This window comes from Rhodococcus wratislaviensis (assembly GCF_041228765.1).
Lineage (GTDB): Bacteria > Actinomycetota > Actinomycetes > Mycobacteriales > Mycobacteriaceae > Rhodococcus_F > Rhodococcus_F wratislaviensis.
The window spans coordinates 6,994,708-7,020,926 of sequence record NZ_CP150488.1 but is presented as its reverse complement, the minus strand read 5'-3'; the positions used below and the strand labels follow the sequence as shown (position 1 = coordinate 7,020,926).

Below are 26,219 nucleotides of genomic sequence, written 5' to 3'. Positions count from 1 at the left end.
AGAAGAGGCACTCACTCCATCCGGAGAGAGTGCCTCTTCTGCATTCCGGCGCCCTTTTCTGGGTTCCGGCCCAGGTGGGCGCCGTCGCCGGGGGTGCAAGAGCGTGGCGCAGCGCGAACCCCCGCCTCTTGGATTTGCCAAAAGGTAACTGAATGCTGTGTACTGTCCGTAGGTCATCAAAGGGTCGATCGCACGGGGTGGAAATACATGCAGGCAATGGACAAGATCTCGAAGTTCTTGGAGCCGGCGACGGTGGTCGCGACCATCACCGCGACGATGTTGCTGGTGAACGTCCTGTGAACTCCGGCCGACCAACCGACGTCGCGAGGGCCGCGTCGGAGACGCCGACCTTCCGCTGACCGATCCGCATCTCCAGGCGGCAACGCCGAACCCGCAGGGGTTCTCGGAAGCTGCTCGAGTCCCACCTGGCTCGGGCACCGCTGGTGGTGCCGGTTCCCCGACACCGGCACCACCAGCACCTCCGCTCGGTTCGCTCGATACCATGACACCGGCGACGTCGCCGTAGACGTGGTGTCGTGTCGTGAATACGAGGGGGGTGCACAGTGAGCGCGCGTCGTGTTGTTCGAAGGCTGACCATGGTCGGACTGGCGCTGGCCTTCTTGTCCGGGCTCGGCTGGGTCACCGTCTCGGTGTTCCCGTCCGACGCATCCGCCGACCCCCAGTACCACGACTGCGCCGGCAGCCGTTGCGACGACGGTTCCTCGGAGTCCACCGGCGGCGGCAAGCCTCAGCATCCTCACCCGCCGTGCGAGAGTCGTCGCGGCTGCGGGGGCGGAGAGCCCAGCGAGACACGGGAACCCAGCGAGACCCGGGAACCCAGCGAGAGCACGAAACCGTCCGAGACGGCCGAGCCGTCGGAGACCACGGAACCGTCCGAGACCGCCGAACCCACGGAGACGCCGACTCCTTCCACGTCACGGGTCGTTGTCGCCCCGCCCCGTCCGATCAAATTGCCGCCGGTGGCCGAACCGAACATCGCGCGCCCGGACACGTCCGGGGACGGTGATTCCGGAAACGACTCCGGTTCCGATGCTGCTGATGCCGCCCCGGGCTCCGAGGGTCCTGCCGCACCCCCGGCGTCCGGGGGAGCGCCGGCCGGAGGTACCGGCACCGGTCCCGGAGCCGCCGCGGCAGGCCAGGGGGCGAGTGGTCCCGCGGATTCCGCACCCCAGGATCGTTCTGCCGGGGAGACCCCGGGCAGCGGCGGACCGCCGCCCGCCGCGGAGGCACCGGCTCAGGGCGATCCGGCTGCTGCGCCGCCGGGAATGGTTCCGGTGGTCCACAGCGAGCCGTTGCCTGCGATCACCGTTCTCGGTGGGGTCGGCGTGCTGCTGTGCTTCGCCGGCGGCGCGGGTGCGCTGACCTTCAAGGGTGCTCGCGCACAACAGGCGCGCATCGCGGCCGCGCGGGCGGAATTCTTCCCGCCCGCTTCGAGTGGAGGGATGTAGTCGTGGGGGCGAACAGATCTCATCGTCGGGTGGCAGCGGCCGTGGACGCGGTGTGTGACGCGGCGGCCCGGGCCGAAGCGGTGTCACTCCGGCACGTGGTGGACGCGGTGGCCCGCGAACGGCAGCGTCCCATCGAATTGGATTTCACGAAGCCGATGGCGCCCGGAGTGTGCGGCCAGAGGCGCGCGTACCCGGATCGGGACGTGATCGTGCTGGCGCCGGGCCTACCGGACCTCGACCGCACGCTCGCGCATGAGCTGGGTCACATCGTGTTTCGGCACGAGGGAGCCGAGATCGTCGCCGCGACGCTCGAAGCCGGCGACGATCTGATCGCCTACATGCTCAGCCAGCGGTCGCGGCGGCGGGGAGACGAGCAGCCGTCCGACGAGGTGGCCGAGTGGGAGGCCGAGACGTTCGCGTCGATGCTGCTCATCCGGTTGAACACGATGCAGGGGCGCGGAACTCCCGTGTCCGTGCTCCGCTACGACGAGGCGATCGGCTGATGGGCTGGCTGGTTGCGCTCGTCGTCTGGACTGCCGCGGGTGCCCGGATCGGCCGGGTCGCCGCGCGCCAGCCGACGCCGCTGCGCGTGGCGATGGTGGTGGCGGTGTCCAGTGCGGCCCTCGCGTCGACGCTGGCAGTCCCGGACGTCGCCGGGCGCCTCGACACCGTGGCCCCGACGGTCGGCCTGTCGGAGATCCTCCTCGAACTGGCGTGGACGCTGTTCGCCGCCGCGAGCGCGGTCGGCGCGGTCTCCGTGTGGCCGATACTCCCGCGTCCTGCGCTGCGTGCCGTCGCCGTGGTCGTCTACACCGTGGCAGTGGTGCTCGGAATCGGGCTGGCCGGTGGGTATCCCGTTCCTGCGCTCGTGTTCATCGTGATCGCACTGACCGCGGTGGTCGTGACCGGGATCCGGCACGTCGCGTGGACACCCCTCGGCCGCGGAATCTCACTGATCGTCGTCGGATCGGCGATCGTGCTGGCGGCGGCGGTCGTGGGACTGGTGCGTGAGGTGTCGGGGGAGACGTGGGCGGTCGGCTCCTCCTCGGCATACACCGTCGCGGCCGCGGTCGTGTCGGTCGGAACCGTCTGGGTGCTCGTCGAAACCTGGCTGCGCGCACGGCAGGACCTGCGCCGCATGGACACTCTGCATTCGGTGCTCGTCGCACGGTTCCCCGAGGTGGTCGAGGGCGACGGCAAGGGGAGCACGACCGTTCTCCGCGCCTCCGACGCCGTCGCGCACGTCATGGATGCCCTGTACCTGCAGGCGGGTGCGGGCATGCTCGATACGGACGAACAGGATCTTCCGGAATCGACGGCCGAACGCGCCCGGATTCTCGCGCACTGGATCGACGACCCGGTCGCCTCGGACGTCCTCGACACCGAGTGGATCGCGCCGCCCCAGGGCACGTCGCCGCGCCGATGGGTGCTCGATCTGGCGGACGCGTACGCCGAGTTCCGGAAGTCGGCCCCGGTTCCTGCGGACCAGTCGGAGCCGCCGGTCAGTCCGGCGAACCGGTAACGAGCCACCCGCAGGGCGAGGCGAGGTCTTCTGCCTCCGGCGGTCCCATGGATCCCGCGGGGTAGGGCTTGGCAGGGGGAGGGTCACGCAGCAGCGAATCGGCGACGGTCCAGACGTGCGCCAAGCCGTCGGGGCGCGTGAACAGCGACCGGTCGCCGTGCAGGACGTCGAGGATGAGCCGCGAATAGGGTGCGAGGGCGTGGGCGAGCGGCACCGTGTCGAGGGGCAGGCCCAGATGGCCCACCGACAGGCTGTCGTCGGGTCCGGGTTCCTTGACGACCATGGAGATGTCGATCTCGCCGTCCCCGGACAGATCGAATGTCAGGACGGCGCCGTCCGGCGGAATGTCCGTGAGCGGTCCCTGGGGACTTCGGAAGACCAGACTGACCCGTTGCCTGCTGACGCCCAGCATCTTTCCGGTCCGGAGGAGGAACGGCACCCCACGCCAGCGGTCCGTGTCGACCCACAGCCGGGCGGCGACGAACGTCTCCGTCGCCGAATCGTCCGCGACGCCGTCGACGTCGCGGTACCCCTCGTACTGGCCGAGCACCACGTCGGCCGTGTCGAGGGGACGGAACGCCCCGATCACGGATTCCCGGGCGGATTGGAGGTCGTCGGCGCCCAACGTCTGCGGCGGCTCCATCGCGATCTCGGCGGCGACCTGGAACAGATGGGTCACCAGCATGTCGAGGACGGCGCCGGTGGCGTCGTAGAACCGGGAGCGGTCGTCGATGTCGAGCGTCTCCGGCACGTCGATCTGCACCTGCTCGACGTGTTCCCGGTTCCAGACGCCCTCGATCATCCCGTTGGCGAAGCGCAGGATGTGCAGATTCTGGGTGCTCTCCTTGCCGAGGAAATGATCGATCCGATAGATCTGCTTCTCGTCGAGGACGTGGTGCACGGCTTCGTCGAGTTCGGTGAATGCCGCCTGGGACGTCCCGAACGGCTTCTCGTAGACGACGCGTGCGCCACGGGCCAGGTCGTGAGCGCCGAGCGCACGGGTGGTCTCGGCGAATGTACTGGGGGGCAGGGCCAGGTAGTGCACCAACTGTGCGTCTGCCGCGTGAAGGTCTTCCCGCGCCTGCCGAACGGCTGCGGGTAGCGTTCCCGGGTTGTCGGGGGTGAAACCGCCGCCGGCGAATCTCAGCCGCCGCGCGAACGCCTCCCAGTCGGTGTCGTCGTGCGGTACTCCGAACTGGTGCAGGACGTCGCGCACGTGGTCACGGAACTGATCGTCGGAGACGTTGCCGCGGCCCGTGCCGATCAGCATCCACTCGGAGTTCAGGAGCCCTGACTGGGCGAGCTGGAAGAACGCGGGGATGACCATGCGTTTGGACAGGTCCCCGGTGGCGCCGAAGAGGACGAAGATCGTGGGACCGAGCTGCGGTCTGTCAACCATTGCTCCATCATGCGCCACGTGGACACACCGGGCAGGGCATTCCGGCGGTGTCGTCTTGTGCGCCCGGTGACTTCTACCCGGATGCCGGGTGCGACCTGCGGCGAACTCGTTGCCGCCCAACGGCTCCGGTGATCAGCGGGACGCGTCCGGTGGGACCTCCGGCAAACCCTCGCTGGCGCGGAGTTTCTCGGCCATCGTGGTGAGCAGGTTCTGCGACTCTTCGGAGAGGTCGAACGCGCGGCTGGAGAGCTTGCGAAGTCCGTATCCCTGGAGTTGAGAGAGAAGCTCGAGATCGTGGTCGATCTTCGCGGCGTAGATGTCGTTGAAGAAGTAGTCGGGCTTCACCTTGAAGAAGCGAGCGAATGCCGCGACCGTTTCGTCGGAGGGATTGGTGCGTTGTCCTGATCGGAGCTGGGAGATGTAGGGCTTCGAGATCTGATGCCCGTCCGCGATGAGTGCCGCCGCGACCTCTGCGTTGGTATGCGGTTTACGTCCCGGAGGGTGGACCGTGTCGAAGAGCTTGTTCAACCGCGCAGCAAAATCTGCCATTGTGAGCCGCCGGGTCCTCTCTCGTGCGCGCGTCAGTCGTGTGAACGACACCGTACCACGATGATAACCGATTGATAACTCACGGACATAGAGGCAAAACGTCGCTCGTCGACGCCGGGCTTATCTCATATATGTTTCAACGATCGCCTGCTCCTCGCTCGCGGATCGCCGACAATTCGGGCGCCCTCTGTGCTCGTCACGCGCGTTCTACCGTTGAAAGTTCAAGAGAGGCGTTGGTGCAGGGCGCGAGACGGCGGCCTCGTCGGTGGCGGCCGCCGGCACGACTGCGTGGTTGCCCTTTCAATCACTGGGAGTTAGCTGGCAACGTCGCAGGGGTGTCGGCCGTCGGGTTGCGGTGCCTATACCCCCAGTTCAGGGCAATTGTGTTGCGTTGCGCATCGCAACGTCGAGAGGTCGCTCGCGGCCCGCGGGGCTTTGTGAACAGTACTGTGAAGGAGGGGCAACCGCACGGGCGCCGGGCCGCGCGCCGCCGATCCGCCCCCCGTTCGCCGGGTGATCCCGGTGGATTCCCTCCGTCCAGCTGGACGATTGTCCAGCTCAGGTGGGGTTCCGCCACTGCGGCGCACCCCTCGAGTCTGGCCAAATCTGAAGCCGTCGGGGATGATTGTGATATGGAACACAGAATGAGTGACGCCGAGCTTCGGAAGGCGATTCGAGTTCTGCGCGAGCGCGCCGACGACGCCCGGCACCGAGGAAACGACGACGACGCCAACGGAATCGAGAGGACGATTCGCACCTATCAGGAAGAAATGACCCAGCGGTTGTGAACCGTCACGAACCGGCCCGGAGAGGGCCGGTTCGCGTTTTTCCTCGGGAAAGGCGCCCGTGCAGTTGCGTGCGCGCAATCAGATTGCGTGCGTAGACTTCCAGCCGACACGGATCGGTGACGACGGGGGCGCGCACGGCTATGGCGATCAAAACTCTGGACGGCAAGAAGTGCCTGATCACGGGTGCAGGTAGCGGGATCGGGCAGGCGACCGCACTGGCGGCCGCGGCGGAGGGCGCCGAACTCTTCCTCACCGACATCAACGAGGTCGGCCTGGCGCAGACGGTCGAACAAGTCGGCAGCCGCGGGGGCACCGTCAGTTTCTCGCGCGCCCTCGACGTGTCCGACTACGACGCCGTCGCCGCATTCGCCGCCGATGTCCACGATCAGTTCGGCAGCCTCGACGTCGTCATGAACGTCGCCGGTATCTCCGCGTGGGGGACCGTCGAGAATCTCGAACACCGCCACTGGAAGTCCATGGTGGACGTGAATCTGATGGGTCCGATCCACATCATCGAGAGCTTCCTGCCGCCGATGGTGCGGGCGGGACGCGGCGGTCACCTGGTCAACGTCTCTTCCGCCGCCGGTCTGCTGGCACTCCCGTGGCATGCGGCTTACAGCGCAAGCAAATTCGGGCTCCGCGGAGTGTCCGAGGTTCTGCGGTTCGATCTCAAACGGCACGGTATCGGCGTGAGCCTCGTGGTTCCCGGGGCGGTCAAGACGCCGCTGGTGGGCACCGTCGAGATCGCCGGGGTCGATCGCGACGACCCGCGCATCCAGAAGGCGATCCACCGCTTCGAGAAGCGGGCCGTCACGCCCGAGAAGGTCGCGTCCTGCATCATCGCCGGCGTCAAGAAGGACCGGTACCTGGTGTACACGTCGCCGGACATCCGGTTCGGCTACTGGTGGGCCCGCAAGTTCTCGCCGCCGTACGACTTCGTGATGCAGAGGGCCAACGACCAGTTCAGCAAGTTCCTGTAGAACCTAGAACTCTCCGCCCCGGGTGGGGGCGCTCGGGGCGAGCACCGTCCCGTCGGTGAATCGGACGCCGTCGGTGCACCGGCACTCGACCTGACCGCCGCCGAACTGCTCGGCGTGGAGCCGTGCGTACAACCCTTGCCGTGCAAGGAGTTCGGTGTGCGTGCCGCGCTCGATCAGCGTTCCTTCGTCGATCACGAAGATCACGTCGGCGTGCTGAATGGTGGACAGCCGGTGGGCGATCGCGAGGGTGGTGCGTCCGCGCATCACCTCACCGAGAGCTCGCTGGACGAGTCGCTCGGAGACCGTGTCGAGCGCGGACGTCGCCTCGTCGAGGATCAGTACGCGGGGGTTCTTCAGCAGCACCCGCGCGATGGCCAATCGCTGCTTCTCCCCACCGGACAGGCGGAATCCTCTTTCGCCGACCAGGGTGTCGTATCCGTCGTCGAATCCGAGGATGCGGTCGTGAATGTTGGCGGCCGCGGCCGCGGCCTGCAGTTCGGCATCGGTCGCGTCCGGTTCGGCGTATCGAAGGTTGTCGGCGATCGAGGCGTGGAACAGATACGGGTCCTGAGTGACCATTCCGACCGCCTCGGCGAGCGAGCTCATGGTCAGGTCGCGCACGTCGTAGCCGTCGACCCGGACGGCGTCACTGTCCACCTCGTACAGGCGCGGCACGAGGTAGCAGAGCGTGGTCTTGCCCGCGCCGGACGGTCCGACGAAGGCGGCGAGCTGACCAGGCTCGATCTCCAGGGACGTGCCCGCGACCGCCCAGCGCCGGCTGCGGCGTTCCGCGGGTTCGGTTTCGGGCGCCGCCGCTGCCGGAAGGCGAGGTGCGACGGTCGCGACGCCGCGCATGCCGCCGCCCCCGCCGCCGCGACCCAGGCTGCGCAGTGCCACCGGGTCGGGATCGGCGGTGGCCAGCCGGACGGGCGCGGGATACGCGAAGTACACGTCGTCCAGCTCCACCCGTCCGGGTGAGTCCGCGGGCAACTCGACGGCGTCCGGGCGGTTCACGATCGCGGGTTGCAGGTCGAGGTACTCGAAGATGCGGCGGAACAACGCCATCGACGTCTGGACGTCGAGGGTGACCCGCATCAGCGAGACCAACGGTTGCAGCAACCTGGCCTGCAGGGTCGAGAACGCGACGAGTGTGCCCGCCGAGAGCGCCGCGGAACCGCCACTGACGAGATAGCCCGCCAGCAGGTAGACGAGAGCGGGAGTGATCGCCATGAACGAGCTGACGACGGCGAAGAAGCCCTGACCCGTCATGGCCTGCCGCACCTGCAGTTCGGTCTGCCGGGCGTTCTCGATTCGATACCGGTCGAGTTCGGTGTCTGCCTGGTTGAACACCTTCGTCAGCAGCACACCCGAGACGCTCAGCGCTTCCTCGGTGATTGCGGTCATGTCCGACAACGACTCCTGCGTCTTGCGCGCGAGAACCCGTCGACGGGCGCCGACCCGCCGCTGCAGGTACACGAAGCCGGGGAGCAGCGCGACCGCGAGAAGCGTCAGCTGCCACGACAGCAGCAGCATCGCGATGAGGGACGCCGTGACGGTGACGACGTTCGACAGGATGCTCGACGCCGTGGACGTGAGGACCGACCGCACCCCACCGACGTCGTTGGCCAGACGCGATTGGATCGAGCCGGTCTTGGTGGACGTGAAGAATGCCAGTTCCATCTTCTCGAGGTGGGCGAACAGGCGTTCCCGGAGATCCGCCATCGACAGGTTGCCGACCTTGGTGGTGAGGTAGCTCTGGCCGACGCCGATCAGCGAACCCGCCAGCGTCACCGCGATCATCGCCACGACCAGCCACAGCAGCAGTGTCAGATGGACACCGCTGCCGTCGGTGGGAAACAGGGCGCGGTCGAACACCGCCTTCGTGAGGAACGGGTTCACGATGCCGAGCAGTGAGGACACGACGATGGCGGCCGCGACGAGCACCAGCCACCCGCGGTAGGGACGCAGGAGCGCCCAGATGCGGGGGAGCAGCGAAGGCTCGGCGGGTGCCTCCGGGGCCTGCTGGGTGGATGTGGGACCGGTCGCGGGCATCTCCCCATCGTGCCCATCCGCCGCGGTCCTGGCGAGCGGATTGGACGCGACCCGTCCTGCTGCATCGGTCCGGTGGTTACGGAAGGTCCCCGTGCTCGGGGATGCCGAGCTCGTTTCGCACCGCGGTGAGGAAGTCTTCCTGGGCGCTGATCCCGGCCTGGAAGTGGTCGGCGAACTGTTGCTGACTGGCGGCCAGGGCGTCCGCAGCCACGACGTCATCGGTCGCGAAGTCGGTACTCAGCCAGCCGATCGTCTCGGATCCGGCGAAGTATTCGACCACCATTCGCCGTGCCGATTCCACGACCGGTTCAGAGCCGATCAACTCCACCGCGGTGAACTTCGAGCCGAGGACGATGTTCTGCCGAGGTAGCGGGCGGAGGACGTCGACGATCATGGTCTGGAGGTCGGTGCCGTCGAAGCGATCGAAGGCCACCGAGACGGAACCCGAGGTGATGCGCACCTCGTTGGCCGCGGTCAGGAGTTCCGAGTAGATCTGCTGCCGCTGCGTACGCAGGAACTCGTTCGAGGATTGGTTCACCGCCGCCTCGACCTGATTCGACGTGTTCAGCAAGGTGAACACCCCTCCACACACGGAGCCGATCAGGGTGCCGACGACGGCCATCGAGGCCACGAGCACGCTGAGCCGAAACTCGTGGCGCCGCACGTCCGTTCGGTAGAGGGGTTTGACGCCGTCACGCTCGTTCATCGTCCTGCTCCTTTCGGCCCACCACCGCTTTCCCCTGACCTTCCCGTGCGGCCGGCGTCCCGTCGCGCGTAGTCGACTACTCAGGTTGTGACACCCCGTCGAGAGCGCTGAGCCGGGCCACCTGCGCCGCGAGGTACTGCTGCTCCGGCACACTGGTGGTGCGGTTGGCCGCCGAGCGGTAGTGCGTGCGGGCCGATTCCGGGTCGCCGGCCATGTCGAACAGGTGAGCGCGCACGGCGTCGAGGCGATAGTGCCCGGCCAGGGTGTCGTCGAGGGGCTCGAGCATCGTCAGCCCCGTGGCCGGTCCGTGCACCATCGCGGCGGCCACCGCGCGGTTCAGTGTCACCATCGGGTTGTCCGACATACGCTCGAGCACACCGTACAGCGCGAGGATCTGCGCCCAGTCGGTGTCTTCGACCCGATCCGCGTCGTCGTGCACCGCCGCGATTCCGGCCTGCAGTTGGTAGGCCCCGATCGAGCCGTGGGCGACGGCGTCCATGACCACCCGCTGACCCTCGACGATCAGTTCCCGGTTCCACAGCGTGCGATCCTGCTCGGCCAGCGGGATCAGCTCGCCGTGCGGGCCGGTACGGGCGGGGCGGCGGGCATCGGTCAACAGCATCAACGCCAGCAGCCCACCCACCTCACCGTCGTCCGGCAGCATCGCGTGCACCGCCCGCGTGAGCCGGATCGCCTCGGCGGACAGTTCGGTGCGATGCAGCCGATCGCCGATGCTGCTGGCGTAGCCCTCGTTGAAGATCAGGTACAGCACGTGCAGCACCGACCGCAGGCGTTCCGTCCACTCGTCACTCGTCGGCCGTCGGAACGGGATCCCCGACGCCGTGATGCGTTGCTTTCCGCGACTGATCCGTTGTGCCATAGTCGCTTCCGGAACCAGGAACGCGTTGGCGATCTCGGCGGTGGTGAGCCCCCCGACCGCGCGCAGTGTCAACGCGATGGCCGAGGCCGGCGTGAGCGCAGGATGGCAGCACAGGAACAGCAGGAGCAGCGTGTCGTCGCTGTCCGGCACGTCCGGCGCCGGCGGCACCTGCCGGGCGACCACTTCCTCTCGCGTACGGCGGGCGATCTCGCTGCGGATCTGATCGGTCATCTTGCGGGTGGCGGTCTGGATCAACCAGCCACGCGGATTGGCCGGCAACCCCTCCTGCGGCCAGTGCCGGGCCGCCGCGAGCAGCGCCTCCTGCACCGCGTCCTCGGACCCCTCGAAATCACCGGACCTCCGCACGAGCGCGCCGAGGACCTGCGGCGCGAGTTCGCGCAGCAGGCCCTCGAGAGCGGCGTCGGTTCTCACAGATCGCTGTCGGGAGCGCCCATCACCTGCCGGACCTCGATCGGTTGCTGGATCGGCAGCCCGTCGGGGCCCGGTGCCGCCGACGTCCGCGCGGCGATCTCCAGCGCCCGCTCCTCGGATTCGACGTCGATCATGCGGTACCCGGCGAGCAGTTCCTTCGATTCGGGGAACGGTCCATCGGTCACCACCGGAGCGCCCTTGCCGTCGAACGTGACACGTTTCGCGACGTCCGGTCCGGCGAGCCCCTGCGCGTCGACGAGTTCACCCTGCGCGACGAGCTCCGCGTTGAGGTCCTGCTGAAACCGGATGTGCGCCTGCACGTCCTCCGGCTTCCACTCGGTCATCGGCACGTCGCACCCCGCGCCGCCCTCGTAGTGCTGCAGCAACATGAACTTCGGCATCTCTGTCTCCTCACCCGGTGTGGCGCCCATTCTGGCGCTTTCAGGAACAGGACGGAGCACATCCGAGGTTCTCTACACACTTCGGGAAATTTCTTCGAAGAATTTCTTCAGCGGTGCCCGGCGTGCAGACAGTCCTCGAACAGGGTCCGCACCTCGTCGACGTGCCGGTCGAGATCCGCGAGGTCCCAGCCGTCGGTCGGCACGGGTGCGAGCACGTCGACGTCGACGGTGCCGGGATGCGCGACGAGGGAGTTCCGCCACATCCGTTCGCCCGCGTTGTGGATGACGATCGGCACGATCGGCACGCCCGCCTGCATCGCCAGGTGGAACCCGCCCTTCTTGAACTTGCCGAGGCGCGGAGTCGGCGAGCGGGTGCCCTCGGGGGCGATCGCGATGGAGATCCCGGACTGCAGTTTCTCCACGGCCGGGCGGAGGGCAGCCCTCGCCTTCGTGCTGTCCGCCCTGTCGATGTACGCGACGTCGAGCAACGCCCCCACGGGAATGAACCGGGGATCGCGCGCGGCCTCCTTCTTCGCGACGCCGGTGACATCGCGACGGATGACGCTGCCGATCACCAGCATGTCGAGCGAACTCTGGTGATTGAACATGAAGACCGCGGGCCTGGCCGACCACGCATTCTCCTTGCCCTTGATGCGCACGTTGATCCCGCAGATCGCGAGCGCGAGATCCGGGCCGAAGCTGCCGACCAGGTTGGCGCCCGTCTGCCGGTTCTGGGTGAGCAGGCCGGCGGAGACGCCGAACGCGGCCGCCCCCATCAGGGCGCCGATCGCCGTGGTGGTGCGGGCGATGGACATCGGGTCGGCGCCGCTCTCCGGCGGTCGCAGATTCACCGACGGCCACCCGTTCTGCCGCGCCGTCGCCGCCAGCTTGCGGTCGGGGTTCAGTGCCACGGGATGTCCTACCGACTTCAGCATCGGAACATCTTCTGCGCCGTTGGAGTACGCGAAGCTGTCACCCAGATCCGCTCCGTACTTCTCGGCGTACTCGCGCAGTGCCTCGGCCTTGGCCGGACCCCACAGCGGCGGCGATTCGAGCTTCCCGGTGAGCATCCCGTCCAGAACCGCGGGCCGGGTGCACAGCACGTCCTCGGCGTCGATGTCGAGGTCCGCGGCCACCGACAGTGCCTGATAGGGGGTGGCGGAGGTGGCCATCACCACCCGGTGACCGGCGTGCCGGTGCGCGGCGAGCAGTCCGCGGACCTCCGAGAAGATCATCCTCGCGATCTCCTGGCGGAACAGCCGCTGCCCCCACTCCTGCATCTCGTCCTCCATACGCCCCGCCAGGCTCTGCACTCCGATGCGCATCAGGTTGCCGACATCGGCGCCCCGGAAGCGGGTCTCCACCGCGGCGCCCGTGGTGCGCAGAAGCTCGGCCACGCTGATGTCGAAGCGACGCAGACGGTCCCGGTAGACGACGCTCGCCGAGTACCCGCTGATCAAGGTCCCGTCCAGGTCGAACGCGGCGAGGGTGCCCGGGCCGGGAACGGCGGCCGCGATGTCGTCGTGGAGACTGCGGAGATCGCTCATCTACTCACCTACCACCCATCTGGTCGAGATTCTCGTGCGCGATGGCCCGGATGCGCAGCACCTGATCGATCAGGGTCTGGAGTTCGGCGTCGAACTCGACTCGCCGTGCCGCCATGTTCTCGGCGTTCGGTTCGACGAGCCCCCGATTTCGTGCCAGCTTGAGCGCAGTTGTGAAGAGTTCGGCCGAAATCGACTCGCTGCTCCCGATCTGCTGCCGGAGGCGCCGCTGCTCGGCGAGCGCGAGGCACGACGTCATGAACGCCTTCTCGTCGAACTTCCGGTCCACGGGAGTGCGGAGCAGCTGACCCGCGACCACGGCATACGCCTCCAGGAACGGCTGCAGAACCCGGTGTGCCAGGTGAATACGCATACCGGACAACAGGTTCGCCGCATGTTGCGGGTCACCGAGATTCGACTCCCATGCCGGGTCGATCAGATCCAACTCGGCTCGCAGTTCCTTCCGGAAGCTGTCCTTCTCGCTGAAGAAGAATTCGAACTTGAGGAGATCGCGAATGCGCAGCGCCGCATCCCATCCGTCGTTCAGCGGATCGGTGAACTGCTGATCGACGGCCGCCCGTAGCACCATCTCCGCGATCGCGCGCATCACCAGGAAGTGAATCGTGTTGTTGCGGTAGAACGCTGCCACGAGATGCTGATCCCGGCCGAGGTAGAACACCCGTTCGCTGCCCTGATCGAAGCTCTTCAATACCCCGGAGTCGAGGTGGGTGCGGACGGCCTTGCGGATCACCTGCGGATCGGTCAGGTCCACGTCGCCGGCGGTCGGCAGCGAGCGCGCCGTGATGTAGTCCACGAGGGGTCCGAGAATGGCACCGACCTCGGCGACGGTGAGCGCCCGGTCCTCGATGCCGAGGAACGCGAGCATGACGAGCGACGACGCCGTGACAGGGGTGACCTCGTTGATGCGGTGACACACCTCGAACGCCGTCTTCTGCACCGCCAGCCGCAGGTCGTCCTCCTGGCCCAGGTAGTCCGCCAGCGACATCGGCCTGCCGACGTTGACGTGCGCGACACCGTGCCGTTGACCCTGGGCCCGAACGTATCCGAAGAGCCAGCGCAGACTCTCCTTGCTCTTCGCCTGGCCGTGCGCCTCCGCCGCCATCGCCCCGACCTCGTAGAGCTGGTCGTACGTCAGCGACACCGGGACGAGGTACACGTCGGACATCCCGCTGTCCTGGAAGGCTTTCGCGAGGTAGTTGAGCAGACCGAACCGCGGCGGCCGCAGCTTCCCGGTGCGGCTGCGCCCGCCCTCGATGTACCACTCGAGGTTGAACCGCTTCGTGAGCAGGTAGCGCATGTACTCGCGGAGCGTCCACTTGTAGATCTCGTCGCCCTCGATCTTCCGGCGGATGAACACGGTGCCGCTGCGCTTGCCGATCGGTCCGATCGGCCAGAAGTTGATGTTCAGACCGCCCATCACGTGGTTGAGCGGAAGGTCGTTCGCGAGCAGCGCCGGGCGCAACACCAGAGGGTCGAGGTACGAGCGGTGACTGGGCAGGAACACCAGGGAATGTTCTTTGTTCAGCTCCCGCAGCTCGTCGAGCCGGGTGGTGTCGACGTCGAGTCGGTAGGCGCGGGAGAAGTAGCGGCCCAACTGGTCCCACAGCGCGATGGCCCGCCTGCTCTGCGCGGCGACCATCTCGTCCAGCGCCCCCCGGGCCCGGCGATCCACCTCGGCGACGGGGAGGTTCAGCTTCGCGGACAGCTCCCTGGTGCCGGCGTGGTACCGGCTGGCGTCGGTGATCTCGTCGACGACGAACTTCGACACCTTGTACTGCGTGCCCAGGAGGGTGCGTTCCGCCCGCTCCAGGGTCAGCGCTGCCTGGCGGCGGATGAAGTCCGGAAGCGACCCGCCACCGTTCTCGGCGAGCCGGCGTTCGAGGTCGCTGAGCGGGGCCGGGTCGCCTTCCAGGACCTGGCAGCGGGCCGGGTCGTCGCGCATCACCCGGCGCTGCATGTTCTGGCCGGGGTGCAGCGGATCGCGCAGCGACAAGGTTTCCCGGAATCGCTGCGCGCCGTCCGGATGGGTCTCCTTCGGCAGCCAGACCACCCGGAGCGGGGTGAGCAGCGGGTCATCCTTCCGGCGTACGAGTTCGGCGAGGGCCTGGTCGGTGACGCGGACCGTCGGCGGCGGCTGACCGGAGTCGTTCGCCTGCCGCTCCAGCCACGTGCGGAGAACGTCGTCCTCCATGTCGCTCATCGTCTCGATGAGATAGACCCGCGGCCGTGTCGTCTGCTCGTCCATCGCGCCAGCCTTCCCTTTCACCCGCGGCCCAGTTCGACGATCTCGTCGAGACTCTCCTGCAGGCACATCATGAACCGCGCCGGCTCAGTGACGGCGGCGGTGTCGAGATTGACGCCGATGCAGCACGTGCCGACGTGGGAGACGAGGGTGGCCATCACCGCGCAACCGGGGGCCGGGCCGAACGGGAACATCCGCTCGATCCGGGCGCCCGCCAGGTACACGGGCACGGGGACGCCGGCGACGTTGCTGGCCTGCAGATCGAGACCCGTCGACTGCGAGAGGTACCAGTTCGCCAGCACCACCGTCGGAAGCCGGACCAGGAGCGGGGCGGCCGAATCCAGCAGTCCGAGTGCGGGTTCCTGGCGCAGCCCCAGGATGATCGCGCGCACCTTCTTGATTCGCGCGACCGGGTCGCGCTCACCGACCGGTCCGGCGAATCGGGCCGCCGCGAATCGGTTGCCGCCCGTCGGATCCGACGCCGAACGCATGCTCACCGGCATGCCCACCGGAATCGTCTCGAGGTCGTGGCCGAACGATTCGTGGTAGCGGCGGAAGCCGCCCAGCAGGGCCGCCACGTACGCGTCGTTCAGTGACCCTCCCGCGACGTGAGCGGCGGAACGCAGTTCGTCGACACTCACCTCCAGCACCCCGAACCAGCGTCCGAGCCCGCGGTCGCGCAGCAGGTCCGAACCCGTGGTCGGGGGAGGGGTCACCACCCTGCGGATCGAGTTCGCGTAACCGGCGACCTCCGTGACACTGCCCACCGGGTCGCCGACGACGGTCATCGCCGTCCGCACCGCGCCCCGGATCAGGCCGCCGAGTCGGCCGGGGGCGCTGCGCACGTTGTCGAGCGCCTGCTCGAACAGGGCGCCGCCGCCCGACATCTGCTCCGGCAACGGCGCGGGCCGATCCGGTTTGTCCGGCGACGGTTCGGGGCGCCTGCTGTGCAGCAGCGTCATCAACTGGATGCCGCCGAGTCCGTCGGTGATGCTGTGGTGCGTCTTCACCACGTAGACGGCGCGGCCGTCGTCGAGTCCCTCGATGAGCATCGCGCTCCACGGCGGCCGGGCGCGGTCGAACGGCTCGGTCGCCATGTGCCTGCACATCCGCAGCGCGTGGTCGAACGTCGCAGGCTCCGGCAGCCGCACCCGCGACAGGTGATAGTCGAGGTCGAACTCCGGGTCGACCGACCACATCGGATTGCCCAGCCGCAACGTCGGCTCCACCACCCGCATCCGGATGCGCGGCACCATGTGCGACGCCCACTCGTGGGCGCGCACCAGCCGGTCCCAGTCCGGCGGTTTGTCGAGGACGTCGACCGCGACAATCGGTGAGCGCAGCTTCGGCTGCACCTCCTCCATCCGCCACATCCCGGTCTCGAAGTCGGACATCGTACGGTCCGCTCCCCAGGCGACGTCGGAGAAATCCACGTCGACGGCACTCGGCGGTATCAGAGGTTCGCCGTCGGCCATGCCCACCCTCATTCGGTTGCTCGAGTTGCCCTCAGCTGCTGCTTTTCCAGTGTGGACCCGCCCCGCAGATCGCGCCCCTGGTTCCGGCGGATTGCGCACCGGACTTTCTGTCTAAGGTGAGGACGTGCCGACTCTCCACCACGCGACGCTCGACAGGATCGACCCGGCCACGCTCTACCGGATCATGGTCCTGCGGACCGACGTGTTCGTCTTCGAGCAGGGCATCGTGTCGGAACCCGAACTCGACGGACGCGACCTCGAACCGACCACCACCCAGTTCTGGGCGGAGGAGGACGGCGAGGTTCTCGCGACTCTGCGGGTGCTGGCCGACGAACCGACACTGCACCTCGGACGCGTCGCCACCGCAGCCCACGCCCGCGGTCGGGGACTCGCGGGGCAGCTGCTCGAAGCCGTGTTCGAGGCGTTCCCGGGACCCATCGAGATCTCCGCTCAGGCCTACCTCGAAAACTGGTACGGCCGTTACGGTTTTCGCAGAACCGGCGAGAACTACCTCGAGGTCGGCATCGACCACCTGCCGATGAGGCGCTCCGCGCCCGTGCGTGGCTGACGAGTCTCCGGACTCCTTCGCCGCTCACGGAGTTGTCGTAGGCTGCCGTCATGGCGAAGAGCTTCGAATACTCCGAACAGATCGCGTACCCCGTCGAGCGCGTGCACGCGACCGTGACGGATCGGGCGTTCTGGCAGCACCGGTTCGAAGAGGCGCCGGAGAAACTCACCCTCGACGACAGCCGCGGCCCCGGCACGCTGACGGCGACGATGCGCGACACCATCGGCTCGTCCTCCCTCCCCGGGCTGGTCCGCAAGGTCGTCTCGGGTGAACTGAAGGTCGAGCGTGCCGACGAATGGGGCGCCCTCGACGGCGACCACGCCGACGGCCGGATCAGTGGCAGCTCCACCGGGATCCCGGTGAAGATCGAGTGCACGTCGGTGCTCCGTGCGTCGGGCGACGTCACCGTCCTGGACGTCGCCGGATCGGTGCAGGTCAAGATTCCGCTCGTCGGCGGACAGATCGAGTCCCTCGTCAGGAAACTGGTCGGCGACATGGTCGGCCAGGACCGCGACGCGATCGAGAAGTGGCTCGGCGACAGCTGACGTTCATGCCCCGGACACCGGGCGGTCGAGTTCGACGTCCAGCGTGCGGGCACCCGGCCCCGCCGTGCCCAGCCGGTCGTGGGAGTTGACGATCGCGCAACTCCCGAGCGACAGGCACCCGCAGCCGATGCAGCCGGTCAGGTTGTCGCGGAGCCGGATCAACTGCTCGATCCGCTGATCCAGATCCGCGTGCCACCGCGTCGACAGTTTCTCCCAGTCCTTACGGTTCGGTGTGCGGCCCTCGGGAAGGGTCCCGAGGGCGTCCCGGATCTCGGCCAGCGGAATCCCGACCCGCTGAGCGATGCGGATGAACGCGACCCGCCGCAGCGTGTCCCTGCGATAGCGACGCTGATTGCCGGACGTCCGCCTGCTGGTGATCAGCCCCTCGCGCTCGTAGAAGTGCAACGCCGACACCGCCACGCCACTGCGCTCCGACAGCTGTCCCGGCGTCAGTTCCTTGGCTCTCCACTCGGGCATCTCCACGACAGGCAACCTTTCACGCGGTTACCTGAACAATACTCGAGGTCAGTCGCGGCGGAGATGTCCGTGGAGGTGGTGTGTGAGCGGAGTCAGGTCGTGCGCCATCCACAGGTCGTACGTGAGGTCGCCGCCACGCACCGACAACTGTCGCCGGATGCTGTGCACCGGTTTCGCGTCCGGGGACGCGCTCAGCGCCACCATCGACAACTCGATGGTCCCCTCCCGGATCTGACCACGGTGGATCTCGGTGAACCCGGTCGGCTGGGCCACGAGCAGTTCCGCCTCGTCCTCGGCGACGAGCCGCAGAAACCCGGACTCCGAGTGCAACGGCCGCCCGCTGCCCGACTCCCGCGTCCGAGACCGGTACGCCAGGAACGGTTTACCGGTGGGGGCGAATTCGATCTCCTCGGTGTACGCGAACTCGTCGATCGTCGGGTACGCGCCCTCACCCTCGCCGCGCCACAGACCGGCGAACGGCGCCAGGGCTGACGGCACCGACGGAAAGGGGGGCGTGTCCGCAGACGAACTCGCCGCCGCATCCGAGTGCGCCGGCGAGAGAGTCGAGTTCTCGTCCATGAGATACCTCCGCCGTTTCACGGTACTCGCCTGCGGCGCCGAGGGACACGGTCGGCAGCGGAGCGTTTGAGCGTGCCTGCCGGGCCCGCCGGCATTACCGTCTAGACATGAACGCGTCCGGTTCTGCACCGCTGGGAGCCAACTCCGAAGTCGGGCGGCTGCGTGCCGTCCTCCTGCACCGGCCCGGGGACGAACTGAAGCGGCTCACGCCCCGCAACAACGACCAACTGCTCTTCGACGGACTGCCCTGGGTCGACCGCGCGCAGGAAGAGCACGACGCGTTCGCGGACCTCCTGCGCAGCCGCGGCGTCGAGGTCCTGCTGCTGTCCGACCTGCTCACCGAGACACTCGGCGCCAGCGGCGCCGCCCGCATACAGGGCATCGGCGCGGCCGTGGACCCACGCAAACTCGGGCACACCCTGGCACAGGAACTGGCTGCACATCTCCGCGGTGTCCCGGCCCCCGAACTCTCCACCATCCTCACCGCGGGCATGACCTTCGACGAACTACCCGTCGCCGCCAACACGGCGTCGCTGGTCCGTCGCATGCACCACGGCGGCGACTTCGTCATCGACCCGCTGCCCAATTTGCTGTTCACCCGGGACTCGTCGTTCTGGATCGGACCCCGCGTCGCGATCACGTCCCTCGCCCTGCCCGCCCGGGTCCGCGAAACGTCCCTCACCGACATCATCTACGCCCATCACCCGCGTTTCCGCGGCGCCCGGCGCGCCTACGAATCCCACACGGCCCCCGTCGAAGGCGGCGACGTCCTGCTCCTCGCACCGGGAGTCGTCGCCGTCGGGGTGGGGGAGCGCACCACACCGGCCGGTGCCGAGGCGTTGGCGCGCAGCGTCTTCGAAGACGAACTGGCGCACACCGTGCTGGTGGTGCCCATCGCGCAGGCCAGAGCGTCGATGCACCTCGACACCGTGTGCACGATGGTCGACCACGACGCCGTCGTGATGTACCCGGTCATCCAGGACACGCTGTCGGCGTTCACCATTCACCGTGAGGACGAGGGCGTGTCGATCCGCGGAGCCGATCCGTTCCTGGCCGCCGCCGCCGAGGCCATGGGCATCGGCAAGCTGCGCGTCATCGACACCGGACTCGACAACGTCACCGCCGAACGCGAACAGTGGGACGACGGAAACAACACGCTCGCACTCGCACCCGGCGTCGTCGTCGCGTACGAACGGAACGTCGAGACCAACGCCCGGCTCGAGGCGTCGGGCATCGAGGTCCTGCGGATCGCCGGTTCCGAACTCGGCTCGGGCCGCGGCGGCCCCCGATGCATGTCCTGTCCGGTGGCCCGCGACCCGCTGTAGGCGCGAAGCGCCTAGAGGACCTCGCGGACCTTCTCGGCCGGGCGGGCGAGGACGGTGCCCTTGTCCGTCACGACGATCGGTCGCTCGATGAGGATGGGGTTGTCCACCATCGCTTCGAGCAGTTCGTCCTCGGACGCCTCGGCGAGCCCCAGTTCCTTGAAGACGGTCTCCTTCTTACGGATCGCCTCGCTCGGCTTCAGACCGGCGTCGTCGAGAAGTTTGCGGAGCCCGTCCCGGGAGGGCGGCGTCTCGAGGTACTTCACGACGGTCGGTTCGATGCCCGCGTCCCGGATCAGCCCGAGGACGGTGCGGGACGTGTTGCATCGCTGGTTGTGGTAGATGGTCGCGGTGTTCGCCATACCCGACATTCTGCACCGGGGAACAAACGCGCCCGCAGGGAGCGCTGAACCAGGGGTAGTAACTCGTGAATAGTCGACGAAAGAGGAGATCGATCATGGCCGAGCACAGGGACGCGACTCCGCGGCGCATCGTCATTGCGGGTGGGCACGGGAAGATCGCCCGCCACCTCGTCAAAATTCTCACCGCGCGCGGTGATCGGGCGGTCGCGCTGATCCGCAACCCCGACCACGAACACGAGGTGGCGGCGCTCGGCGCCGAACCGGTGGTGATCGATCTGGAGACGGCGAGCGCGGACGACGTGGCGAAGACCCTCGTCGGTGCGGACGCGGCCGTGTTCGCCGCGGGCGCAGGCCCGGGCAGCGGCATCGCCCGCAAGGACACCGTCGACCGCGGGGCCGCGGTCCTCCTCGCCGACGCCGCAGAGAAGGCGGGAACGCGGCGATTCGTTCAGGTCGGTTCGTTCGGGGCAGGGGAGCCGATCCCCGAGGGCACCGACGACGTGTTCGCCGCCTACCTCGTCGCGAAGACCGCCGCCGAGGAAGACCTGCGCGCCCGCACCCACCTCGATTGGACGATCCTCCGTCCGGGCGGTCTGCTCGACGACGACCCGACGGGTCACGTCACGCTCACCGCGCCTCCCCTCGAACGCGGCACCGTGACCCGCGCCGACGTCGCCGCAGTGGTCGCGGCGCTCCTGGACCACCCGGAGACGGCGAAGAAGACGCTGATGCTGACGTCCGGCCCGACGCCGATCGAGGATGCCGTCGCCGCGGTGTAAGCATTGCGGCGCCGCAACCGCGCAACTACGGTCTGATACAACGCGTGGAACAACGGAGGTGGCGCCGGCCGTGGACATCGACATCGATCCGGATTCGTCGACCGCCCCGTTCGATCAGTTGCGATTGCAGATCATCGAGCAGGTGCGCAGTGGGCAGTTGATCGCGGGAACCAAGATTCCCACGGTCCGCGCGCTCGCCGTCGAGGTGGGTCTGGCCCCGAACACGGTCGCCAAGGCGTACCGGGAACTCGGCGAGCAGGGTGTCATCGAAACCCGGGGCAAGCAGGGCACGTTCATCGCGAGCGGCGGTGACCCCATTCGCGCCGGGGCCGAGAAGGCCGCAACACGGTATGTGCAGGACCTGCGGAAGCTGGGGGTGTCCGACGAGGAGATCCTCGGCTTCGTGCAGTCCGCTCTCCGCGGCGCCGAATGAGGACGGCGCCGCATCCAGAAGGTGTGACCCCAGAAAGGTAGACGCTCGGTATGGCTTCCGCACTCTTCCGCGACCTCGCACTACTGATTGCCCGGATCGGACTCGGCGTCGTCTTCGTCGCGCACGGCTGGCAGAAGTTCTTCGACTACGGAGTGAAGGCCACACAGGCGTCGTTCGCCGACATGGGCGTCCCACTGCCCGACATTTCGGCTGTTGCGGCCGCCACTATCGAACTCGCGGGTGGATTTGCTCTCATCGTGGGGGTGGCCACACCGATCGCCGGAATCCTGCTGTTTCTCGACATGCTCGGAGCGCTGATTCTGGTGCACGCGGACAAGGGCGTCTTCGTCGCGAACGGCGGGTATGAACTCGTCGTCGCACTGGGCGTCGGGTCGCTGCTTCTCGCCGTGATCGGTGCCGGACGCCTCAGCATCGACGGGCTTCTCGGAAGAGGCTCGGGATGGGGAAAAATCGCAGCGTAACGATGCCGTAGGCTGGGTCTCGATTCGGTGTGAAGCGGTGGGCTAGCTTGCTTTTACCATCGAAAATGACCAACGTAGTTGTTCATGGCAATGAATACTGATCTGCCTGATCAAGGTTCCGAGACCGCTGACGCGAGCGTCGGCGGAGGGCTCAAACGGGTCGGTGTTCGCACCGACCACGTGGTGTTCTCCGCCGCTGCCGCCGCGGTCTCGGCAATCGTCGTCTGGGGGCTCGTGGCCCCCGACAATCTCGACTCCACGACCGGTAAGGCGCTCGACTGGCTGGTCACCGACATGGGCTGGTTGTTCGTCCTGTCGGCGTCCGGGTTCGTCCTCTTCTCACTGTGGCTCGCGTTCAGCAAGTTCGGCCAGATTCCGCTCGGCAAGGACGGCGAGAAGCCCGAGTTCCGGACAGTCAGCTGGATCGCGATGATGTTCAGCGCCGGCATGGGCATCGGACTGATGTTCTTCGGCGTCGCCGAACCGCTCGCGCACTACGTGACACCCCCTCCGGGTTCCAACGGGGGCATCGGAACTGCGATGGCCACCACCATGTTCCACTGGAGCCTGCACCCCTGGGCGATGTACGCGGTTGTCGGACTGTCGATCGCGTACGGCTCGTACCGCAAGGGTCGCAAGCAGCTGTTCAGCTCCGCATTCATCCCGCTGCTCGGCCGCCGCGCGGAGGGGCCGATCGGCAAATTCATCGACGTCCTCGCGATCTTCGCGACACTGTTCGGCACCGCCGCTTCGCTGGGTCTCGGCGCACTGCAGATCGGTTCCGGCTTCCAGGTCGTCGGGTGGATGTCGGAGGTCAGCACATTCCTGTTGGTCGCCATCGTCGCCCTGCTGACCCTCGCGTTCGTGGCGTCCGCCGTGTCGGGTGTCGCCAAGGGCATCCAGTGGCTCTCCAACACCAACATGGTGCTCGCCGTCATCCTGGCCCTGTTCGTGTTCGTCGTGGGACCGACGGTCCTGATCCTCAACCTGCTGCCCACGACGATCGGCGCCTACGCCGCGCAGCTCGCGCAGATGTCCGCCCGCACCGGAGCGTCGTCCGATCCGGCGACCGGCGAATGGCTGTCCTCGTGGACCATCTTCTACTGGGCGTGGTGGATTTCCTGGACCCCGTTCGTCGGCATGTTCCTGGCCCGCATCAGCCGCGGCCGGACAATCCGCCAGTTCGTGGTCGGCGTGATCGTGGTCCCGAGTGCCGTGAGCCTCGTGTGGTTCGCGATCTTCGGTGGTGCCGGAATCAGCGAGCAGCGTGACGGAATCGACCTCGCCGGACAGGACACCCAGGAGGGGCAGCTGTTCGGCATGCTCAACCACCTGCCGCTCACCGGCATCACGACCGTCCTGGTGATGATCCTCGTGGGGATCTTCTTCGTCTCCGGCGCCGACGCCGCGTCGATGGTGATGGGCACCTTGTCGCAGCGCGGTTCGCTGGAACCGCAGCGCTGGGTGGTCGTGTTCTGGGGTGTGCTCACCGGTGGCGTGGCCGCGCTCATCCTGTGGACCGGCGGCGACACCGCGCTCGACGGACTGCAGACGATGACGATCATCGCCGCGGCGCCGTTCGTCCTCGTGATGATCGGGTTGTGCTTTTCGCTCTACAAGGACCTGTCCCGTGACCAGATGATCGTCGACGGCCGGGAAATGCGGAGAGAGATGCGGAGAGTGGCGGCGAAACGTCGTCGCGACCGGATCTCGTCCCGCTAGAGAAACAGTCTGCGAGCCGCTCGGTGTCCCACGGGGACCCGGGCGGCTCGACTCATTCCGGTGTCAGCGCCAGCTGGGGAGCCACAGTTGGTGCTGCCACGTGTCCGGGGTGATCGGGACGGCCGTGAGGATCGGCCACAGCCAGATGAAGTTGGCGACCACGAGCCCCACATAGAGGCAGACGGCGAGCAGGCCCGTGGTGCGGCGTTCGAACGACGCCTTCGCGCTGCCCAGTATGTCGCCAAGGATCAGCGCGAGACCCATCACCATGAACGGCGCCAGCGCCACCGCGTAGAAGTAGTACATCTGGCGGTCCAGGGTGGTCAGCCACGGCAGGAACGCGGCGCCGTAGGCGGTGAGGAGGGTGGCGTAACGCCAGTCCTTCCGCACCACGGTCTGCCAGAGCGCCCACGCGAGCATCGGCAGTGCCAGCCACCACATGGCGGGCGTCCCGATGAGCATGACGGCCTTGACGCAACTCGACGCGCCACAGCCGGTGACGTGATCACCCTCGGCGAAGTAGTACAGCATCGGGCGCAGACCCATCGGCCACGTCCACGGCTTCGACTCCCACGGGTGATGATTGCCCGCCGAATTGGTGAGGCCCTCGTGGAATTCCAGGACGTTCCCGCTGTAGTACCACAGTGAGCGGAGCGCGCCCGGCACGAACGACCAGGTGCCGCCCGTTCCGATCTCATTGCCCACCGCATGCCGGTCCACACCCGTCTCGCTGGCGAACCACGCCCAGTAGCTGGCGAGGTACACGAACAGCGGCACGACGACGAGCGCGTACAGGGCCGGGCCGACATCGCGGACGCCGGCACCGAACCACGGGCGCCGCACCCCGTAGGCGCGCCGGGCCGACACGTCGAACGCGACGCTGAGCAGTCCGAAGAACACGATGAAGTAGACGCCCGACCATTTGGTGCCGCACGCCAGACCCAGCATGATCCCGGCGCCGAACCGCCACCAGCGCACACCGAGTCGCGGTCCCCAGTCGCTGTCGCCGATCCGGCCCTCGTCGTACGCGCGGGCCATCCGCTCGCGGACCTGGTCGCGGTCCACGATCAGGCAGCCGAGAGCGGCGACCGCGAACAGTGCCAGGAAGATGTCGAGCATGCCGAGCCGGGACGACACGAACGTGACGCCGTCCGCGACCAGCAGGATCCCGGCGAGGCCGCCGATCAGAGTGGATCGGGTGAGCCGGCGGACGATGCGGATCACCAGCAGGACCATGATCGTGCCCGCCACCGCGGAGGCGAAACGCCAGCCCCAGCCGTTGTAGCCGAAGATCGCCTCGCCCATCGCGATCAGCTGTTTGCCGATCGGCGGATGCACCACCAGCCCGTAGCCGGGGTTGTCCTCGAGCCAGCCGCCGGTGAGCACCTGCCATCCCTGCGGCGCGTAATGCTTCTCGTCGAACACGGGAGTGCCCGCGTCCGTCGGGTAGCCGAGCATCGTGAACCGGGTGATCGCCGCGATCGCCGTGACGAACAGGGTGACCACCCAGCCGCGGGCGCGGTCGACGGGACCGAAGTCGGGGGGCGGCACGAGCGGCGCCGGTCCGACCATGGACGGCTGTCGTGCGGAGGGCGTCGGTCGCTCGTCCGTCAGCATCGTCACGCCGCAATCGTAGGCTGTGGGTCATGACTGGTCGCCTAGTGCTCGCCGCAACACCGATGGGGGACGTGGGTGACGCCTCGCCGAGGCTGCGTACGGCGCTCGGGACGGCCGACGTCGTCGCCGCCGAGGACACCCGCCGCACCAAAGCTCTCGCCTCCGCGCTCGACGTGACGATCACCGGCAAGGTCGTCAGCTTCTACGACCAGGTCGAGACGGCCCGGCTGCCCGCCCTCGTCGCCGACGTCGCGTCCGGCAAGACCGTTCTCCTCGTCACCGACGCCGGCATGCCCTCCGTCAGCGACCCCGGGTACCGGCTGGTGTCGGCGTGCGTGGCCGAGGATCTGGCGGTGACGTGCCTGCCCGGACCGTCGGCGGTGACGACGGCGCTCGCGCTGTCCGGACTGCCCGTCGAACGGTTCTGCTTCGACGGTTTCCCGCCCCGGAAGCAGGGGCAGCGCAAGACGTGGTTGCAGGCCCTGGTCGCCGAGCAACGCGCGTGCGTGTTCTTCGAGGCGCCGCATCGGCTCGCCGACTGTCTGGCGGACGCGGTCGAGGTGCTCGGGGGAACCCGTCGCGCCGCCGTCTGCCGGGAACTGACCAAGACGTACGAGGAGGTCCGCCGCGGCACTCTCGCCGAACTCGCCGAGTGGGCCGCCGAGGGTGTCCGCGGCGAGATCACGGTGGTGGTGGAGGGTGCCACCCTCGTCGCGTCCGACCCCGCCGACCTCGTCGACGAGGTGGAGCGACTCGTCGCGGACGGCACCCGGCTCAAGGATGCATGCGCGCTCGTCGCCACCACCGGCGTGTCGAAGCGGGAACTCTACGAAACGGTGCTGGCGGCCCGGAAGGACTAGACGGCCAGCGGGC

The 26,219-nt window shown here is 67.8% G+C and carries 26 protein-coding genes; 13 read left to right on the top strand and 13 right to left on the bottom strand.

Annotated features, from left to right (window positions below):
* The first annotated feature begins 563 nt into the window (after window positions 1-563).
* Genes WKC72_RS32400 through WKC72_RS32390 form a run of 3 tightly spaced genes read left to right on the top strand, consistent with a single transcriptional unit; the run spans window position 564 to window position 2,991 of the window.
* Entirely contained in the window at window positions 564-1,469 is a 906-nt protein-coding gene (locus WKC72_RS32400) for a cell surface protein (RefSeq protein WP_370180825.1), read from the top strand.
* Window positions 1,470-1,471: 2 nt separating this feature from the next.
* A complete protein-coding gene (locus WKC72_RS32395) occupies window positions 1,472-1,972 on the top strand; it encodes an ImmA/IrrE family metallo-endopeptidase (protein ID WP_011597782.1) in 501 nt (166 codons plus the stop codon).
* Window positions 1,972-2,991, top strand: a complete 1,020-nt coding sequence (locus WKC72_RS32390; RefSeq protein ID WP_370180824.1) for a hypothetical protein — start codon at window positions 1,972-1,974, stop codon at window positions 2,989-2,991. Before WKC72_RS32395 ends, WKC72_RS32390 begins: the two co-directional genes overlap by 1 nt.
* On the opposite strand, the gene WKC72_RS32385 is transcribed toward WKC72_RS32390, so the two are convergent.
* Entirely contained in the window at window positions 2,972-4,390 is a 1,419-nt protein-coding gene (locus WKC72_RS32385; RefSeq protein ID WP_370180823.1) for a glucose-6-phosphate dehydrogenase (NADP(+)), read from the bottom strand. The two genes, WKC72_RS32390 and WKC72_RS32385, sit on opposite strands and share 20 nt — an antisense overlap.
* Before the next feature lie 132 nt (window positions 4,391-4,522).
* A complete protein-coding gene (locus WKC72_RS32380) occupies window positions 4,523-4,939 on the bottom strand; it encodes a helix-turn-helix domain-containing protein (protein ID WP_005238699.1) in 417 nt (138 codons plus the stop codon).
* 644 nt (window positions 4,940-5,583) lie between these two features.
* On the opposite strand from WKC72_RS32380, the gene WKC72_RS32375 reads away from it, so the two are divergent.
* Window positions 5,584-5,727, top strand: a complete 144-nt coding sequence (locus WKC72_RS32375) for a hypothetical protein (protein ID WP_005561362.1) — start codon at window positions 5,584-5,586, stop codon at window positions 5,725-5,727.
* A gap of 140 nt (window positions 5,728-5,867) precedes the next feature.
* Window positions 5,868-6,707 (top strand): SDR family oxidoreductase, encoded by an 840-nt coding sequence (locus WKC72_RS32370; protein ID WP_037243772.1) that lies wholly within the window; start codon window positions 5,868-5,870, stop codon window positions 6,705-6,707.
* A 3-nt stretch (window positions 6,708-6,710) separates the two neighbouring features.
* Here the strand turns inward: WKC72_RS32370 and WKC72_RS32365 are convergent, their stop codons facing one another.
* From WKC72_RS32365 to WKC72_RS32335, 7 genes are all read right to left on the bottom strand, one after another.
* Window positions 6,711-8,759, bottom strand: a complete 2,049-nt coding sequence (locus WKC72_RS32365) for an ABC transporter ATP-binding protein (RefSeq protein WP_370180822.1) — start codon at window positions 8,757-8,759, stop codon at window positions 6,711-6,713.
* 76 nt (window positions 8,760-8,835) lie between these two features.
* Window positions 8,836-9,465, bottom strand: coding sequence for a hypothetical protein (locus WKC72_RS32360; RefSeq protein WP_370180821.1), 630 nt, complete (start codon window positions 9,463-9,465; stop codon window positions 8,836-8,838).
* A 76-nt stretch (window positions 9,466-9,541) separates the two neighbouring features.
* Complete coding sequence (locus tag WKC72_RS32355; RefSeq protein WP_370180820.1) at window positions 9,542-10,777, bottom strand: RNA polymerase sigma factor; 1,236 nt, start codon at window positions 10,775-10,777, stop codon at window positions 9,542-9,544.
* Window positions 10,774-11,178: a YciI family protein gene (locus WKC72_RS32350; protein ID WP_037243780.1), complete on the bottom strand. Its 405-nt coding sequence runs from the start codon at window positions 11,176-11,178 to the stop codon at window positions 10,774-10,776. Before WKC72_RS32350 ends, WKC72_RS32355 begins: the two co-directional genes overlap by 4 nt.
* A 107-nt stretch (window positions 11,179-11,285) precedes the next feature.
* On the bottom strand, window positions 11,286-12,725 hold the full coding sequence (locus WKC72_RS32345) for an HAD-IB family hydrolase (protein WP_112300819.1): 1,440 nt from the start codon (window positions 12,723-12,725) through the stop codon (window positions 11,286-11,288).
* A gap of 4 nt (window positions 12,726-12,729) precedes the next feature.
* Window positions 12,730-14,988 carry a glycerol-3-phosphate 1-O-acyltransferase gene (locus WKC72_RS32340; RefSeq protein ID WP_370180819.1) on the bottom strand — a complete coding sequence of 753 codons (2,259 nt, stop codon included), beginning with the start codon at window positions 14,986-14,988 and terminating at the stop codon, window positions 12,730-12,732.
* A 17-nt stretch (window positions 14,989-15,005) separates the two neighbouring features.
* Window positions 15,006-16,460, bottom strand: coding sequence for a wax ester/triacylglycerol synthase domain-containing protein (locus WKC72_RS32335; protein WP_037243786.1), 1,455 nt, complete (start codon window positions 16,458-16,460; stop codon window positions 15,006-15,008).
* A gap of 124 nt (window positions 16,461-16,584) precedes the next feature.
* Here WKC72_RS32335 and WKC72_RS32330 point away from each other — a divergent pair, with 124 nt between their 5' ends.
* Window positions 16,585-17,028 (top strand): GNAT family N-acetyltransferase, encoded by a 444-nt coding sequence (locus WKC72_RS32330; protein WP_037243788.1) that lies wholly within the window; start codon window positions 16,585-16,587, stop codon window positions 17,026-17,028.
* A gap of 50 nt (window positions 17,029-17,078) precedes the next feature.
* Window positions 17,079-17,573: a DUF2505 domain-containing protein gene (locus WKC72_RS32325; RefSeq protein ID WP_370180818.1), complete on the top strand. Its 495-nt coding sequence runs from the start codon at window positions 17,079-17,081 to the stop codon at window positions 17,571-17,573.
* A 3-nt stretch (window positions 17,574-17,576) separates the two neighbouring features.
* Here the strand turns inward: WKC72_RS32325 and soxR are convergent, their stop codons facing one another.
* Both soxR and WKC72_RS32315 read right to left on the bottom strand, forming a co-directional pair.
* Window positions 17,577-18,056, bottom strand: coding sequence for a redox-sensitive transcriptional activator SoxR (soxR, locus tag WKC72_RS32320; RefSeq protein WP_112300822.1), 480 nt, complete (start codon window positions 18,054-18,056; stop codon window positions 17,577-17,579).
* Window positions 18,057-18,098: 42 nt separating this feature from the next.
* Window positions 18,099-18,629 carry an FABP family protein gene (locus WKC72_RS32315; RefSeq protein WP_037243794.1) on the bottom strand — a complete coding sequence of 177 codons (531 nt, stop codon included), beginning with the start codon at window positions 18,627-18,629 and terminating at the stop codon, window positions 18,099-18,101.
* 107 nt (window positions 18,630-18,736) lie between these two features.
* Between WKC72_RS32315 and arcA the strand changes: the two genes are divergently transcribed.
* Window positions 18,737-19,954 (top strand): arginine deiminase, encoded by a 1,218-nt coding sequence (arcA, locus tag WKC72_RS32310; protein ID WP_370180817.1) that lies wholly within the window; start codon window positions 18,737-18,739, stop codon window positions 19,952-19,954.
* Between the two features lie 11 nt (window positions 19,955-19,965).
* Here the strand turns inward: arcA and arsC are convergent, their stop codons facing one another.
* On the bottom strand, window positions 19,966-20,322 hold the full coding sequence (arsC, locus tag WKC72_RS32305) for an arsenate reductase (glutaredoxin) (protein WP_037243798.1): 357 nt from the start codon (window positions 20,320-20,322) through the stop codon (window positions 19,966-19,968).
* An 86-nt stretch (window positions 20,323-20,408) separates the two neighbouring features.
* Between arsC and WKC72_RS32300 the strand changes: the two genes are divergently transcribed.
* The 4 genes from WKC72_RS32300 to WKC72_RS32285 all read left to right on the top strand — a co-directional run bounded on the left by WKC72_RS32300 (window position 20,409) and on the right by WKC72_RS32285 (window position 23,729).
* A complete protein-coding gene (locus WKC72_RS32300) occupies window positions 20,409-21,092 on the top strand; it encodes an NAD(P)H-binding protein (RefSeq protein WP_115948471.1) in 684 nt (227 codons plus the stop codon).
* A 58-nt stretch (window positions 21,093-21,150) separates the two neighbouring features.
* On the top strand, window positions 21,151-21,525 hold the full coding sequence (locus WKC72_RS32295) for a GntR family transcriptional regulator (protein WP_016883479.1): 375 nt from the start codon (window positions 21,151-21,153) through the stop codon (window positions 21,523-21,525).
* 50 nt (window positions 21,526-21,575) lie between these two features.
* The gene (locus WKC72_RS32290) at window positions 21,576-22,007 is read left to right on the top strand and encodes a DoxX family protein (RefSeq protein ID WP_037243802.1); all 432 of its coding nucleotides are present in this window, start codon (window positions 21,576-21,578) and stop codon (window positions 22,005-22,007) included.
* A gap of 90 nt (window positions 22,008-22,097) precedes the next feature.
* Window positions 22,098-23,729: a BCCT family transporter gene (locus tag WKC72_RS32285; RefSeq protein ID WP_370184603.1), complete on the top strand. Its 1,632-nt coding sequence runs from the start codon at window positions 22,098-22,100 to the stop codon at window positions 23,727-23,729.
* A gap of 63 nt (window positions 23,730-23,792) precedes the next feature.
* Here WKC72_RS32285 and WKC72_RS32280 read toward each other — a convergent pair whose 3' ends face one another.
* A complete protein-coding gene (locus tag WKC72_RS32280; RefSeq protein ID WP_370184601.1) occupies window positions 23,793-25,301 on the bottom strand; it encodes a dolichyl-phosphate-mannose--protein mannosyltransferase in 1,509 nt (502 codons plus the stop codon).
* 74 nt (window positions 25,302-25,375) lie between these two features.
* Between WKC72_RS32280 and rsmI the strand changes: the two genes are divergently transcribed.
* Window positions 25,376-26,206, top strand: coding sequence for a 16S rRNA (cytidine(1402)-2'-O)-methyltransferase (rsmI, locus tag WKC72_RS32275; protein ID WP_037243806.1), 831 nt, complete (start codon window positions 25,376-25,378; stop codon window positions 26,204-26,206).
* Window positions 26,207-26,219 lie beyond the last annotated feature (13 nt).